The following is a 13,400-nucleotide window of genomic DNA, read 5'->3' as shown; positions in this document are numbered from 1 at the left end:
CAAGCAAAACCGGACATTCAGGGCGGGATGGGCGCGCCAGAAACATTTTGAAACAATGAAGGCGGTCGCCCCGCCCCGGCGGTGAAGCGTCAGCCGCCCAGGATGATGCCGCACGCGACCCGGTCGCCGGAATTGCCGGCCGGATCGGATTTCATGTCGTCAGGCCCGGCATGGATGACGATCGCCGCGCCGTCGGCATCGAGCAGCGCGCCCTCGCCGTCCTTGATCGTCGCGCCCGGAATGGAGAAGCGCACCGTGCCGATGCCGTCGGCGGCCACTTCCATATTGGGAAGGTCGCCCTTGTGGGAGCCTTGCGGATTTTCGAAACCATGCTGGTGGGAGGTGGGGTTCCAGTGCCCGCCGGCGGTCTTGAAATCCGGGCCGTCGCATTTGCCGGTCATGTGGATATGGGTGCCATGAACGCCAGGCGTCAGCCCACTGGCCGATACCGCGACGGCGATGCCCCCATTCTCCTCGGTGAACTGCGCCTCGCCGATGCTCTTGCCGGTCGCGTCCTTCACGATGGCGACGGCGGAGGGGCTGACGGCGGCCACCTTGTTCGTCGCGACATTGGTGCCGCCCTCGGGCGAGCCGGAGCAGGCGGCGAGCAGCAGTGCGGGGACAAGAAACGGCAGGCGATGGATCGGGGGCTGGCAAGTCATGGCGTCATCTCCGAACAGGAAAGTCGGCGCCAATCTAAAGCAAATGAGAGCCACATGCAAATATCGCCCGCCAACAGGACGAAGCGATCATAAGGAAAAGGGCCGGCCTTGCGGCCAGCCCTTCCCGATTCTTCCTTTTCTTCCGCTCGCAATGCTTGCGGAAGAAACCGGATCAGTTGCCCGAACCCGGACCGTAGGTGATTTCCACGCGACGGTTCTGCGGTTCGCGGACGCCGTCCGCCGTTTCGACGCGGGGCTTGGATTCACCGAAGGCTTCGGTGGTGATCACACCATCCGAGATGCCCTTGGAGACCAGGTAGCCCTTGACCGAGTCGTTACGGCGCTGGGACAGGCCCACATTGTACTTCGCGCTGCCCGAACGGTCGGCGTGACCGGCGAGCATGACCTGCGCGCTGCCGCAGTTGGCATAAGCCGACACGGCATTGTCGAGGATCGTCGCCGCGTCGGGCGTGATGACCGACGAGTCGAAGTCAAAGAACACGATGTACGGCCCAGGCGTGCACTCCACGACCGGCGGGGGCGGCGGAGGCGGCGGGGGCGGCGGGGGCGGCGGGGGCGGCGGCGGAGGAGCCGCTTCCGGAGCCGAGCCGAAGTTGTAGGTCAGGCCGACCAGCAGGCTGTGCGTGCGCAGATCGGCATCGACAGCGGTTCCGGCCGGAGCATAAGCGAGGGTCGGACGGGTGCTCGTCACCAGATCCATGTTCTGATGGTTGTAGAAGCGATACTTCAGCGACGCATCGAGATTATCGCTCAGCGGGAAGCGGATACCCGCCAGCACCTGCCACGCGAAACCGGTGTCGGAATCGTCGGTGGTCAGGGTATAGAGGTGGGTGCGCGCAACGCCGACACCGCCGCCGACGAAGCCCTGGAGGCCATCATCGGGACCGAAGTCGAGCAGGCCGTTGAGCATGAAGCTCAGCGAGCGGACATTGCCGCGGGTGCTTTCGTTGGGATCAACCACATATTTGGCCGCATCGGTCCAGGCGCGACGGAAGCCGACCTCGGTTTCCAGACGGAAACCGCCGAAGTCGTAACCGATGACGCCGTCGACATCGAAGCCGGTGTTATAATCAACCGTGCCGTCAGACAGGCCGCCGGCCGTCTTCATGTCGAGGTCTTCCACGATCATCGCACCGCCGTCAACGCCGATATACCAGGCGTTGTCGCGGGCGAGCGCAGGCGACGCCATTGCGGTCGTCGCAAGAGCTGCTGCAAGAGCAAGCTTCCGCATATCTTTCCCCTTTCAAAATGGTCACTAAGACTGCGACAACTCACTACTCCCACAAAAGTTGCATGGCAAGCTGAGTTTTTGCCGTTTCAGGACTATCCCTGCCGCCGCGCTTTTCCTTAAAGAGCGAGTCGACGCCGCCTCCGTATAATTGTAAATAAATTGCAACCGATGTGAACTTGTTCGGGTTCGCCGCGCGTGACTAATGATCGGAATCACGCCTCCGCGATCAGCCCGTGACTGCGCAGGGCCGCCAGCAACTGTGCCATGGCGGCGCGGACCTCGACATCAACCACGCTTCCGCCCGCTGGATCGCCGATGGCGTCTCCGCGCGGCCCCACGATCCGCTGGCCATTCACATAATAGCCGTCCTGCCGCGCCGCGTCGGGTAGCCAGGATGAGCCGTCATGACGATAGACCGCGCCCTCGTCCGCCACCTCGACCCGAAGGCCCGCGCGCGGCGCGACGAAGCGCCAGCCGCCCGCCGTCAGCATCGCGAGGCAATGGTCCCGCCCCGCCCACTCCCCGGTCGCGCCGGAGGCGACGATCCAGCATTGCCCCGGCGCGGCTGCCCCCGGCGGCGCGGTTTGCGACAGGCTCTCGGCCCGCGCATGGAGCAGCATGTCGATCCTCGCCAGCGCCTCATTATGCGTGATTTCCTTCTGCGCCTGCCCTGCCGCCAGCAGGGGCAGGGCAAAACGGTCGCTCGATTCATCCGCCATGGCTCAATTCTCCTTCCTGTATTTCATCCCGACCGGTGCTAGATGGAGAGGCCGACGCTCGCCGCCCGGCCCACCCCATGCGTCCCGATCTGACGGATTTCCGCGATGACCGCGCCGGAAAAGCCTCGCGCGCGATCGGCCGCGATCGCATCGGCGTCATAGATCCAGCGGGCCTCGCCGCTCTCCGCCGCGCGGATGAGCGTGCCGCCCTGCACCAGCTGGATGCGATACAGCTCCCGCTCCTCGACCAGCGGCGCATCGACGCCGTCGTTCCAGCGCCAGCCGTTGCGGCTGCGCCTCGTCCAGTCGATCCGCCATGCGCCGCCGCTTTGCACCGCCTGCGCATGGACGGGGGCGAGCGGCAGGATCGCCTGCCCCGTCACCAGCCGTCGTGCCTGCACCGGCGTCCCATCTCCGACGCCGATCGCATCGATCACGAGGTCCGCGCCGATGCGCAGCTGGTCGGCGGGAATGGCGAACAGGCTTTCCTGGTCCAGCAGCAGGAAAGGATCGCCCGCCTGCTGCGCCCCGATCGCCCATTCGGTCCCGCGCCGCCCACGCAGCAGATGCGTCAGCCGCCAGCGGGTTTCACCGATCCTGTCCGCCCGCCCGAACTGGATCGCCTCCTGCCCAAGCAGCGCCCGGTTGGCGCCCTCCAGCAGCGCGGCGTCCTCCGCGCCCGCCAGCATCATGTCGGCGCGCAGCAGTTCCACCTCGACGGCGGAGCGATCGTCGAACAGCCACGGACTGACGGCACCAACAGGAGGCACCGCCACCACGCCCATCGTCGCGGGTGGGGCGGTCGTGCCGAGCGGAGTGAGGCCGCCGCTCGCCTCCTCCTCGACGAACAGCTCCGCCATGCGCCACCCGGCCTCCTCGCCCGCCGCCGCCGCGACCACCAGCGGCGCGGCCAGCACCTCGTCGGTTGGCGGCGGCAGATCGGCGAGCAGCAGATGCGTCGGGCCATGCAGCCCGTCCACCTGCACCACCGGCGCGCCCGCCTCCGCCGGAGGATCGGCCACCGCGCCGCCATCGACCCGCTTCAACCGCAGGCGCACGCCCATCGCCTCCCACTCGCTCTGCTCCAGCCGCCAGCGCCCCGGCTGCCCCTCGACCGACAGCACCGCGCCCGGCGCGAAGCGCAGCGCCCGCCAGTCGCAGCGCATCTCCATTGCCGACCGTTCGATCCACAGCCGCTGCAACCGGCGCTCGGCCAAAGCCCTCGCCGCCCCGGCGTCGAGCGCGGCGGGCAGGTCGACGCTCCTCTCCAGCCGCCCCGCGCCGGGCCGCTCCGCCCGCTGCGCCCCGGCCTGATAGTCGCGCGCCGGGTCGTAATGATGGACAACCAGCCGGACCGGCACATCCTCGACGCGCCCGCGCGACTGCTTCACACCGCGCTCGGCCTTGCCGTTGAAGACAGCGCCCGCAAGACCAGCCGCCAGCACCTCTCCACCGTCCCGCCCCTGCGTCAGCGCCAGCCCGGCGGCGTCCGCCACCAGCGCCGCGTCCATGCCCTCGGTCAGCGGGGCGAGCGCATCGGCGATGCTCCCGCCGCCCGCCGCATAGCCCGACACCATGGGCAGCGCCTCATCCTCTTGCGCCAGGATCGCCCCGCCACTCAGGTCATGGCCGATCGCGGCAATGGACACCGCGCCCTCATCGGCCACCACCTCGAAGGTCAGCGACGGGATGCGGTTGCCGTAATCCGCCAGTTGCAGATCCTCGAACACCGCATAGGCCAGGCCGCGATGGGCGGGCGTGCTCGCCATGCCCTTGTGCGCCGCGATCAGCGGATCGAGCGGCTGGTCCTCGCCGCCCCGGTGCAGGCGGAACGCGCCGAGCGCCGTCTTGAAATCGCCCGCCGCGCCGCGCAGCAGGTTGCCGTCCGCCCAGATGCGCCGCACCGCCAGCACCGCGCGCGAGGAAAAGGCGACCGCGAAGCTGGCGCTGTAGCTGTAGGTCGTCACCTTGGGCTGGCCCTTGCCCGCGCTCTGCCGCTGGCGCCGCTCGACCAGATCGGTCGCCCATATCACCGATCCCGCCACCCGCATCGTGCCGTAGAGGCGCGGTATCTGGTCGCCATAGCGGGAGGTCTGAAGCCGCAGATCGGCCAGACGCGGCCCCTGCCGCGCCTTGGGCGCGAACAGTATCTGGCTGTCGATCACCTGCCCCAGCGTCGCGCCGATGGCCGCGCCGATCGGCCCGCCCAGCGCCGTTCCCACGACGGTCAGCACCATCGTCGCCATAAAACTCTCCTGTTCCGAAAGAGGAAGGGTCAGCCGATATCCGGGCAGCGCCAGCGGCTGCGCACCGGCCATGGGGAGGGGCCGGGCATGTCCACCACCCGCCCTAGCCCCGCATGCGCATGGATGTGGCCGCCGCCGGTCGCGATCATTAGGTGGAACTGGGCGACGCCCGCCTCCACCAGCACCACGTCGCCCGGCCGTTCGCCGGTTGCGGGCGCCAGCCCGGCGGCGCGCAGCCGCGCCTCATGCAGCGCGAGCGCGCCGCCCCTCAGCCGGTAGCCGTTTGGCGCCGCGCAGCGATGCCCCGCACCCGCCAGCGCCGCCGCGACGAGGCCGACGCAATCGAGCCCGGTCGCCGCATCGCGCCCGTGCAGGCGGAAGGGCGCGCCGACAAGGCTCCGCGCCGCCGCGACGATCGCCGCTTCCCGGCGCATCAGCGCGCCCCCGGATAGCGGGTCAGCAGGTCGCTGCCCGGCAGATAGGGTTCGCCCCGGAAATTGGCCGCATTGGAAAAGCGGTCCCGGCAGGTCGCGATCAGCCGGTCGCACCCTTCGGTCAGCAGCGCGCGCGTCCCCGGCGCAACGGGAAAGGCGGGCAGGTCCGAAAGGGTCGCGCCGTCCGCGTCATTGGCGATCACCGATTGGGTCAGCCCGCAATTGGCGCCCTCCAGCCAGCGCAGCGCGCCGAACGCATAGGCCCCCGCGACCAACCCGCCTCCGCCGATGACCGCCCTGTCCTCCTCCATCGCCGCCACCACGACCAGCCGCCGATGGCGCACAAGATCGACCCGGCACGCCCGGTCGCCCAGCCGCGCGCGGCATCCGGGCGAGGTTTCCGGCGCGACCGGGGCCTGCAACGCCGCATGCGGGCCGCGCAGCTCGACCGCGAATTTCTCGCCCTGCTGCTCGACCGCGCCTAGCTCGCCGCGCATCAGCTCCAGCCACAGCGCGCCCGGATCGGTCCATTCGGTCAGGTGCAGCCACAGCGCCGCGCCGTCCCAGCGCCCGGCGCGCAGATCCTCCTCGCGGATCGCATCGCTGCTGAGCGCACCCTGAAGGTCCATCGCGTCGGCCTCCAGCCCGATGCCCCGCGCGATGGCCGACGGGACGAGGCCCGGCGCCGCGCGATAGGGAAAGCCCGCCACCGTCAGATCGCGGTCATGGCTGGTGAGGCCCAGCGCCACCCCGTCGCGCCGCTCCAGCCGCCAGCAAAAGGCCAGCGCGGCAAGGTCCTGCGCCAATATCGCCGCACCATCGCTCATGCCCGCACCTCGATCAGCGGCACCGAGGGCGCTTCCCCGGCGGCGAAGGTCGCGCGGTTGATCTCCAGCCGGTCCTCGGCGAAGCGCACCGGCACGTCGAAGCGATAGCCGCAGGTAAGCACCGCGCCCTCGCCCGGCGGCTCGTCGAACGCGATCACGCCCAGCCCGGCATGGCTCCAGCCGCCCGCCTGCTCCACCCCGTCGATGGCGACGCGGATGCTGCCCGCGACCGGTCGGGTGATGATCCGCCGCTGCGCATCCGCGCCCGCACCATAGCTTTTCCCCAGCTGGAACTGGCTGGTCACGCCGTCGCCGGTGCCCAGCCGCTGGTCGATCGCGGTGACGGCCTGCCCCGGCGGCCCGCTCTGATGGTCGAACGGATCGGTGAAGCGGAACGCCCGCGCCGCGCCCCGCCGCGCGCGGAAAAAGGCGATCAGTTCGACCAGATCGCCTTCGGACCGCACCCCCGGCCCGGCATCGAAGCCCAGCCGCGCGTCGGCCCAGTCGCTGCTGCGCCGTTCATGGCCGGACAGGCTCTCGACGATCTGGGTCGAGAAGGCGGGTGCCACGCTCGCCTCCCGCCCGATCGCCAGCGGAAACAGCACATCGTCAAAGGCCTGCATATCGCCTTCCCCTTCCAGATCAAATGTCGTGAACCCGTCGCGCGCCACCTGCGGCCACGCCCAGACGAACACCGCCGCCGCGCCCCGCGCCTGCCCGGCCCGCGCAGCCGCCTCGATGCGCGGCCAGTGCGCGGCGGCGTCCTCGGCCCTGAGCACGAAGCCGGAGAGATAGTGCTGCTCCCCCGCCGCATAGCCCAGCCGCGCGCTCGCCGCCGCCACGCCCTGCCCGGTGCGGGCGCTGCGCCCCTCGGTCACCCAGTCATAATCTTCCAGTTGCAGCAGGTCGAAAGCGGGCTTCGCCCAGCCCGTCGGCATGTTCGCCCGCCGCGCCTCCGGCATCAGCGGATCGAGCACCGTCGGCAGATAGGCCAGCAGATGCGTGACCGCGCCGGGCGCCTCGTCCCGCACCGCCGCGCACAAGGCCGCGGTCGAGGCCGCCAGCAGCCCGCCCGCCTGATCCAGCAGCGCCTTCTGCGCAGCGTCGAGCGGTTCCCGCATATCCGCGATTGCCACAGGGTCGCCGCCGAAAGCCGCCTTCGCCGCCTCGTCATAGAGGCATATCCGCCCGTCCGCGGGCATGATCCACCACCATGGCTCGCCCACCTGGAATTTGGGCGCGAGCCCCGCCTCCCGCCCGATCGCGACGAACGCGCGGCCCACCGCCTGCAAATAGGCCATCGCCTCGCCATGGGCCGGGGAGAGCAATGTCGAGGGCGGTTCCCACCCGGTCAGCGCCGGATCGCCATTGGCCGCGCGCTGCTTCCAGCCTTCCGGGCAATGGGCGTCGAACAGCTCGTAGGACAGCGACCAGATGATCCCCAGCCCCATCGCCTTCGCCCGCGCCGCGAAATCGCGATGCCACGCCGCACACGGGCCGTTGAGCGGCCCGCCCTCCAGCGTGGCGAGCAGCTCGCTCCCGTCCCTCGCCAGCCGGAAATAATGGCTCATCCCGACATAATGGAGAATGTCGCCGCGATAGCCGAGCGCATGGATCTGCCGCACCAGCCGCTCCGGCGTCTGGTTGTAGCCGTCGTCATAGCCGGTCGCGATCGACAGGCCGTGCTCCGGCACCATCACATCGCCCACCGAGAGCACCGACCCCGACCCGTCGCAGCCTATGCCGCTCAGTTCCACCCAGCCTTCCCGCGCCTGCTCGAACGGCGTCGACCCCCGGTCATAGCCGGGCGGGACCAGCGAGAGGAACAGACGGTCCACATCGCCCGCCCACACCGGGTCCGCCTCGGCGGGCAGCGCGAAGCCGCCCTTCAGATCGCCAAAGTCGAGCGTGACCGTCGCGTCCTCCGGCGACCCCTGCGCATAGTTCCACAGCCGCACATACCAGCTGCGCGGCGCGCCGCTCTGGTCGCGCCCCTCGATGGTCAGCGTCGGCCCGTCCACCGCGTCGAGCGGCTTCAACCCCTCGCTCCGCCAGCGGAAGCGCAGCACGCAATGGCGGAAATCCCGCGCCGTCTCATAGGCGAGCAGCGGATGGCTCCACTTGTCCTCCGCCTCCCAGATCAGGCCCGCCAGATCGCCCGAGCCATGGAACACCGCCTCGACGCGCAGCGCATCGGGCGCGATGGTGACGATGCCCGCCATCATCGGGCGGGGAAAGTTGACGGTCCAGTAAGGCGGCGCGAACCGCTTGATGAAGATGCGCTCCTGCGCCCGCCCGGCAGGCGCCAGCCAATAGGCCATGGGATACTCCTTTTCGGCAGTCTATTCGTCATGCCAGCGCAGGCTGGCATCTCTGGAGGCTTGGCCCAGCGCTATCGAGAACGATGCCAGCCTGCGCTGGCATGACGGACAGAGAGGCGGGGAAGGCTCGAATATAAGAACCGTTCGGGCTGAGCTTGTCGACCCGAAGGGCGGGCGGAGGTGGGGGATAGCCCGCCGTAAACCTACTGCGACAAGGCCCCCCGCACCGTCCGCGCAATCTGCCGCGAGCTGCGGGCGAGCGCCTGCGGGGCGCTGCCCTCCGGCGCGCGGACATTGATCGAGACGCGCACGTCGCGCCCGCCGCCCGTCCTCGCACCCGCCGCCACCACGGTCCCGCTGCTCGTCGGCACGAACAGCTCCGGCCCGTTCTCGCCCACGCGATAGGCCCGCCCCGGCGACACCGGCCCGCCCGTCGCCCGGCCCGGAGCGCCGAGCGCCGCCAGCGCGATGGTGGTCAGCCCGCCCAGCAGCCCGCCGCCGCCCGATCCGCCGCCCAGCCCCAGGGACGACAGGCCGGAGGACAGCGCACTGCGCGCAATGCTGTTCATCGCCGACAGCGCCACGCCGCGCAGGTCGTCGAACCCCAGCTTGCCGGTCCGCACCGCGCGCAGCAGCGTCGTCTCGATCGCGCGGCCCGCCCGCTCCGCCCCGCTCGCCAGCGGCCCTTCCAGATCCTGCCGCATCGCCGATAGGTCGCGCGCAAAACCCTGCGTGTCGGCCCGGACCGCGATCACCAGCCGGTCGATTTCCTCATCCATCGGGAAACATCTCCTGCAATCGGGCGATGCTGGCGCGCGACGGCGGGGCCGCGCCCGCGCCGCCTTCCTCCGCGCCCAGCATCACCTGGACTATGCTTTCCATCTCGGCCGGGGTGGCCTGCCAGAACCGGTCGGCGCTCCACCCCAGATGCCAGCCCGCGAGGCCGGACAGGCGCAGAGCGACCGGCGCGAACCGCCTCTGCGCCTCCGCCTCCGCCGCCGCGCTCATCCCGCGCCCGCCAATATCTGCCGCAGCACCGCCTTGAGCGCCGGGGTCGCCGCGACCAGCCCCTGCGCCGCCACCGCCTCGCCCAGATCGGCGCGGCCGATCGCCTCGGGCCAGCCATGGCGGCAATGCCAGAACAGCGCGATCATCTCGGCCAGCCGCAACTCGCCCGCGCCCGCCCGCTCGACCAGCGCGAACAGCGGCCCCAGTTCCTCCTCCGCCGCCACCAGCGCGGCGAAGCTGGGGCGCAGCATCAGCCTCTCGCCCCGCACGACGAGGCTCGCCTCGCCGCGCAGCGCATTGGGACCGCGCAGCGCATCGGCCTGCCTCGCCCCGCTCATAGCCCCGCCACTCATAGCGACGTCACCGGGCCGGAGCTTTCGAGGCTGATCGTGTAATTGCGCTCGCCATTATAATCGCCCGCATATTCGAGCCGGGTGACGAGGAAGCGCCCGTGCATCCGCTCGCCGCTCTCGAAGCTCAGCTCATAATCGTCGATCGTGCCCGCCAGCGCATGGTTGCGCAGGCGCGTCTCGCCGCCCGATCCGGTGAAGATGCCCGCCGCCGACACGCTGACCGACCGCACGCCCGCGCCCGACAGCAGCTCGCGCCAGCCGCCCGAATCCTTGCTGGTGACGTTCACCGCCTCGCCGCTCACCTGCAATTGCGTGGTGCGTAGCCCGGCCACGGTCGCATAGGTCACCGGCGCATCGCCATTGCCGACCTTCAACAAAAACGCGCTTCCTTTTTCGACGCCCATGGCGCACTATTCCTTTCAGTGTGATGGCAGGCGGACGACGATATTTTTCGCCTTCCGTCGTGCCTTTCGGTTGGAGAGGTTTCGATGGTTATCGTTGCACTGATATTGGCCGCCGCCGCGCCCGCGCCCGCCGACGCGGTGCCCAAGGCGCGCCAGGCCTATGCGTCCTGCCTCAGCGGCTACACCAACGACGCCGCGACGAAGAAAGTGGCGCGCGATGCCTTTCTCGCCGGGCTGAAGACCAAATGCGCCGACAAGGAAGCCGCCTTCCGCACCGCGCTGATGGCCGCCGACCGGACCGACGGCATGACCGAGCAGGAAGCCCGGCAGGACGCGAACGACCAGGTCGCCGAATATATCGAGAAGATGACCAGCGACTACGACAGCGCGCAGTAACGGCGGGGCAGCCGGGCGGATTACCAGTTCGCAGGGCTGGGCGACATTCGCCGGCGGGCGGATCAGCCGAAGCGACGGATTGAAGGTGAGCAAGCCTCCCTCCGCCGTCGCCCCGGCGCAGGCTGGGGCCGCAAGCCCAGAATCTCAGGCCATGTCACGCGCCGCCGCCACAGATGCCAGCCTGCGCTGGCATGACGGATTGGGGGGCTGGTTAGCTGCCCCCCAACCTAATCGTCATGCTGAACTTGTTTTCAGCATCCATCAAGCCCCACAGTCCGCTGGTCAATGCGGTGAAATGGACCCTGAGCCGAAGGCCAGCGCAGCTAACCAGGTTCAGGGTGACGGTAAGGCTAAGGCCCGCTCCCCATCGCCGAACCGCCGCCTACCTCACTCCGCCGCCAGTACGCGAATGCGATAGTCCATCAACCCGTTCCACCGCCCCGCATTGGTACGCAACAGGCGCGAGCGGACGAGGCGCAGCGAGGCGATGCTCCACCCCGCCACCGTGCCGGACAGCCGCTGCACCACCTCATCGGCCAGCGCCAATATGCCGCCGATCCGCGTCACCGTCTCGATATCGTCCTCCACGGTGAGGGTGATCCGCACCTCGCGGCCGGGCCGGTCCTTGCATCCCCAGTCCGTCCCGCCGCACTCGCCCACCACCAGCATCGGCGGCGTCGCCTTCGCGGGCATGCCGTCATGGACGCGGTTGATCCTCGCGCCCAGCACTGCATCGTCCCGCAGCAGCGCCAGCACCGCCGCGCGCATGTCATGATCCGCCTTCATAGTTCCGTCCTCCCGATATCGCGCAGCCTCGCATCCCTGATCCACCGGTCGAGCAGGCCGCGCCCTTCCAGCACCACCTCCTCGCCCTCGACCCGCGCGACGATGCCGCCCAGCACCTCCGCCTCCCCGGCCAGCCCCTGCCGCAGCGCCGCCGCCCGCGCCTCGCCCGCCCGCGCGGCGCGCTCCCCAGCCACGCTCATGCCAGTCGCGCTCATGCCAGGCGCATCCGCCGCCACGGCCGCCACAGCGCGGTGACGATGGCGGGCGGCGTGTCGCTCGCGCTTTCGCCGAAAAGATGCGCGGCCAGCCGCACCACCCCCTGCCGCAACGGATCGGGAAGGTCCGCCCAGTCCTCGGCCAGCCCCGCCGTCAGGCCGATGCTGATCCGGCCCGGCAGCGGCGCCGCCGTCACCCGCACCCAGCCGTCGCCGTCCGCGTCGATGTCGATCGCATAGCCGTCCGCCGCGATCGGGCTTTCCGCGCCGCCCGCATCCACCGCCGCCACGGCCGCGATGCCGCGCACCGGGCAGGCGTGCAGCCGCCGCCATTCCCGCGCGGGCGCGAGCATTTCCTCGCCCGCCCGCGCGAACAGGCGCTGCGCGCAGAAATCCTCCGCCATGCCGATCGCCGAGCGGCACAGCGCCTCGATCGCCGCGTCGTCCTGCGCCGTCTCGATCCGCAGCCAGCTTTTCGTCTCGTCCCGCGCGCCCTCGATGATGGGCTGCGCCACCGCTTCCATTCGCACCGTCATCGCATGCGCCTTTCCCTCAAGCTCCAGATAAATGGGTGCGGCCCCCCTCCCGCGAAGGAAGGGGGGCCGGCCGCTCAGGACGTGGCGAACTTCAGCAGCTTGATCGCATTGCTGTCGGTCACCGCCCCGCCCAGCCGCTTGACCGCGTAGAAATGCACGAACGGCTTGTTGCTGTAGGGATCGCGCAGGATGCTCGTCTCGCTGCGCTCGGCGATCACATAGCCGCGCCGGAAATCGCCGAACGCGATGGAGAGGCTGTCGGCGCCGATATCCGGCATGTCCTCGGCCTCGATCACCGGATAGCCGAGCAGCGTCGCCGGGGCGCCCGCCGCCATCGCCGGCTGCCACAGGAACGCGCCGTCCGCCGTCTTGAACTTGCGGATGCGCGAAAGCGTCGCGCTGTTCATCACGAAGGCCGCACCCTGCCGATAGGGCGCGCGCAGCGACTGGACGAGATCGATCAGCACGTCCTGCGGGCTGCTCGACGGGAAGGCGCCCGACACGCCGCTCGGCACATGCTGCACCGTGCCGAACGAGCGGGCGCCGTCGCCCGCCGCGCTGGTCTGGTAGCTGAGGAAGCCCCTGGGCTGGTTGGTGCCGGTGCCGTTGACGAACGCCGCGCCCTCCGCCTTCGCGAATTCCTGCGCGATCTCTCCGGCCAGCCAGCCTTCGACATCGAAGGCCGCATCGTCCAGCATCGCCTGGCTGGCCGCCGGATTGGCGTACAGCTCGCCCCAGGGCGGCGCGATCTCGTTGAAGGTCGGGGTGGCGGTTTCGGCCCGCGCGCCGGTCTCGCTCGCCCAGCCCGAGGGCGTGCCGCCGCTCGCCACCAGCTTGCGATAGCCCGCCGTGCCGGTGCGCACCACATTGGCGATGGCGCGGATCGGCGAGATCGCCTTCAGCACCGAGTCGATCTGCGCATCGACCTCGCGCGGGACGGCATAGCCGCCGCTCGCCCCGGTCGCGCCCGACAGGCTCTTGAGCTCGACCCCCGCTTCCTGCCCGCGCCGCAGATAACGGTCGACGAAGGCCGCCCGCGCCGGGTCCGCCTCCGCCCCCTTCACGCCGTCGAGCGCGGGCCGCTCCACCGCGCCCCTGCGGATACCGGCCACCTGTCCTTTCAGCGCGGCGATATCGGCCTCCACCACCGCAAGACGATCCGCGCCCGCCAGCGCGTCGAAGCTCTCTTCCAGAGCATCGGCTTTCACTTCATACATAGGCTTCTCCTGTCATGCCCGTTG

The 13,400-nt window shown here is 70.0% G+C and carries 16 protein-coding genes; 1 reads left to right on the top strand and 15 read right to left on the bottom strand.

From position 1 onward, the window contains the following. Positions 1-89 precede the first annotated feature (89 nt). The 11 genes from GGR43_RS05935 to GGR43_RS05885 all read right to left on the bottom strand — a co-directional run bounded on the left by GGR43_RS05935 (position 90) and on the right by GGR43_RS05885 (position 10,226). On the bottom strand, positions 90-662 hold the full coding sequence (locus GGR43_RS05935; RefSeq protein ID WP_188071033.1) for a superoxide dismutase family protein: 573 nt from the start codon (positions 660-662) through the stop codon (positions 90-92). A 172-nt stretch (positions 663-834) separates the two neighbouring features. Further along, a complete protein-coding gene (locus tag GGR43_RS05930) occupies positions 835-1,914 on the bottom strand; it encodes an OmpA family protein (RefSeq protein WP_188071032.1) in 1,080 nt (359 codons plus the stop codon). Between the two features lie 212 nt (positions 1,915-2,126). Next, positions 2,127-2,633: a DUF2793 domain-containing protein gene (locus tag GGR43_RS05925; RefSeq protein ID WP_188071031.1), complete on the bottom strand. Its 507-nt coding sequence runs from the start codon at positions 2,631-2,633 to the stop codon at positions 2,127-2,129. 38 nt (positions 2,634-2,671) lie between these two features. Then, on the bottom strand, positions 2,672-4,879 hold the full coding sequence (locus tag GGR43_RS05920; protein ID WP_188071030.1) for a phage tail protein: 2,208 nt from the start codon (positions 4,877-4,879) through the stop codon (positions 2,672-2,674). 29 nt (positions 4,880-4,908) lie between these two features. Further along, the gene (locus GGR43_RS05915; protein WP_188071029.1) at positions 4,909-5,313 is read right to left on the bottom strand and encodes an NlpC/P60 family protein; all 405 of its coding nucleotides are present in this window, start codon (positions 5,311-5,313) and stop codon (positions 4,909-4,911) included. Beyond that, positions 5,313-6,140, bottom strand: a complete 828-nt coding sequence (locus GGR43_RS05910) for a DUF2163 domain-containing protein (protein ID WP_188071028.1) — start codon at positions 6,138-6,140, stop codon at positions 5,313-5,315. The genes GGR43_RS05915 and GGR43_RS05910 overlap by 1 nt, the downstream gene beginning before the upstream one ends. Further along, a complete protein-coding gene (locus GGR43_RS05905; protein ID WP_188071027.1) occupies positions 6,137-8,461 on the bottom strand; it encodes a DUF2460 domain-containing protein in 2,325 nt (774 codons plus the stop codon). Before GGR43_RS05905 ends, GGR43_RS05910 begins: the two co-directional genes overlap by 4 nt. Positions 8,462-8,664: 203 nt before the next feature. After that, a complete protein-coding gene (locus GGR43_RS05900; protein ID WP_188071026.1) occupies positions 8,665-9,240 on the bottom strand; it encodes a tail tape measure protein in 576 nt (191 codons plus the stop codon). Continuing rightward, on the bottom strand, positions 9,233-9,469 hold the full coding sequence (locus GGR43_RS05895; protein ID WP_188071025.1) for a phage tail assembly chaperone: 237 nt from the start codon (positions 9,467-9,469) through the stop codon (positions 9,233-9,235). The genes GGR43_RS05900 and GGR43_RS05895 overlap by 8 nt, the downstream gene beginning before the upstream one ends. Further along, entirely contained in the window at positions 9,466-9,807 is a 342-nt protein-coding gene (locus GGR43_RS05890) for a gene transfer agent family protein (protein WP_188071024.1), read from the bottom strand. Before GGR43_RS05890 ends, GGR43_RS05895 begins: the two co-directional genes overlap by 4 nt. A gap of 11 nt (positions 9,808-9,818) precedes the next feature. After that, entirely contained in the window at positions 9,819-10,226 is a 408-nt protein-coding gene (locus tag GGR43_RS05885) for a phage major tail protein, TP901-1 family (protein WP_188071023.1), read from the bottom strand. Positions 10,227-10,310: 84 nt separating this feature from the next. On the opposite strand from GGR43_RS05885, the gene GGR43_RS05880 reads away from it, so the two are divergent. Further along, complete coding sequence (locus GGR43_RS05880) at positions 10,311-10,622, top strand: hypothetical protein (protein WP_223177306.1); 312 nt, start codon at positions 10,311-10,313, stop codon at positions 10,620-10,622. A gap of 387 nt (positions 10,623-11,009) precedes the next feature. Here GGR43_RS05880 and gp17 read toward each other — a convergent pair whose 3' ends face one another. The 4 genes from gp17 to GGR43_RS05860 form a co-directional block, all read right to left on the bottom strand. Then, a complete protein-coding gene (gene gp17, locus GGR43_RS05875; RefSeq protein WP_188071022.1) occupies positions 11,010-11,408 on the bottom strand; it encodes a tail completion protein gp17 in 399 nt (132 codons plus the stop codon). Next, positions 11,405-11,623, bottom strand: a complete 219-nt coding sequence (locus GGR43_RS05870; RefSeq protein WP_188071021.1) for a hypothetical protein — start codon at positions 11,621-11,623, stop codon at positions 11,405-11,407. The genes gp17 and GGR43_RS05870 overlap by 4 nt, the downstream gene beginning before the upstream one ends. Then, positions 11,620-12,159 (bottom strand): head-tail connector protein, encoded by a 540-nt coding sequence (locus GGR43_RS05865; protein ID WP_246343367.1) that lies wholly within the window; start codon positions 12,157-12,159, stop codon positions 11,620-11,622. The genes GGR43_RS05870 and GGR43_RS05865 overlap by 4 nt, the downstream gene beginning before the upstream one ends. 74 nt (positions 12,160-12,233) lie before the next feature. Continuing rightward, positions 12,234-13,376, bottom strand: coding sequence for a phage major capsid protein (locus tag GGR43_RS05860; protein ID WP_188071020.1), 1,143 nt, complete (start codon positions 13,374-13,376; stop codon positions 12,234-12,236). Positions 13,377-13,400 lie beyond the last annotated feature (24 nt).

The sequence above is a fragment of the Sphingobium jiangsuense genome (assembly GCF_014196495.1).
GTDB lineage: Bacteria > Pseudomonadota > Alphaproteobacteria > Sphingomonadales > Sphingomonadaceae > Sphingobium > Sphingobium jiangsuense.
The sequence above is the reverse complement of the archived record's forward strand: the minus strand, read 5'-3'. Positions and strand labels throughout refer to the sequence as shown.

Excerpts from the sequence above, each read along its gene's own strand:
- GGR43_RS05865 (WP_246343367.1), bottom strand. The coding sequence starts at position 12,159 with ATGACGGTGCGAATGGAAGCGGTGGCGCAGCCCATCATCGAGGGCGCG.
- GGR43_RS05920 (WP_188071030.1), bottom strand. The coding sequence starts at position 4,879 with ATGGCGACGATGGTGCTGACCGTCGTGGGAACGGCGCTGGGCGGGCCG.
- GGR43_RS05935 (WP_188071033.1), bottom strand. The coding sequence starts at position 662 with ATGACTTGCCAGCCCCCGATCCATCGCCTGCCGTTTCTTGTCCCCGCA.
- GGR43_RS05870 (WP_188071021.1), bottom strand. The coding sequence starts at position 11,623 with ATGAGCGCGACTGGCATGAGCGTGGCTGGGGAGCGCGCCGCGCGGGCG.
- GGR43_RS05890 (WP_188071024.1), bottom strand. The coding sequence starts at position 9,807 with ATGAGCGGGGCGAGGCAGGCCGATGCGCTGCGCGGTCCCAATGCGCTG.
- GGR43_RS05860 (WP_188071020.1), bottom strand. The coding sequence starts at position 13,376 with ATGTATGAAGTGAAAGCCGATGCTCTGGAAGAGAGCTTCGACGCGCTG.
- GGR43_RS05930 (WP_188071032.1), bottom strand. The coding sequence starts at position 1,914 with ATGCGGAAGCTTGCTCTTGCAGCAGCTCTTGCGACGACCGCAATGGCG.
- GGR43_RS05900 (WP_188071026.1), bottom strand. The coding sequence starts at position 9,240 with ATGGATGAGGAAATCGACCGGCTGGTGATCGCGGTCCGGGCCGACACG.
- GGR43_RS05910 (WP_188071028.1), bottom strand. The coding sequence starts at position 6,140 with ATGAGCGATGGTGCGGCGATATTGGCGCAGGACCTTGCCGCGCTGGCC.
- GGR43_RS05925 (WP_188071031.1), bottom strand. The coding sequence starts at position 2,633 with ATGGCGGATGAATCGAGCGACCGTTTTGCCCTGCCCCTGCTGGCGGCA.
- GGR43_RS05880 (WP_223177306.1), top strand. The coding sequence starts at position 10,311 with ATGGTTATCGTTGCACTGATATTGGCCGCCGCCGCGCCCGCGCCCGCC.
- GGR43_RS05915 (WP_188071029.1), bottom strand. The coding sequence starts at position 5,313 with ATGCGCCGGGAAGCGGCGATCGTCGCGGCGGCGCGGAGCCTTGTCGGC.
- GGR43_RS05895 (WP_188071025.1), bottom strand. The coding sequence starts at position 9,469 with ATGAGCGCGGCGGCGGAGGCGGAGGCGCAGAGGCGGTTCGCGCCGGTC.
- gp17 (WP_188071022.1), bottom strand. The coding sequence starts at position 11,408 with ATGAAGGCGGATCATGACATGCGCGCGGCGGTGCTGGCGCTGCTGCGG.
- GGR43_RS05885 (WP_188071023.1), bottom strand. The coding sequence starts at position 10,226 with ATGGGCGTCGAAAAAGGAAGCGCGTTTTTGTTGAAGGTCGGCAATGGC.
- GGR43_RS05905 (WP_188071027.1), bottom strand. The coding sequence starts at position 8,461 with ATGGCCTATTGGCTGGCGCCTGCCGGGCGGGCGCAGGAGCGCATCTTC.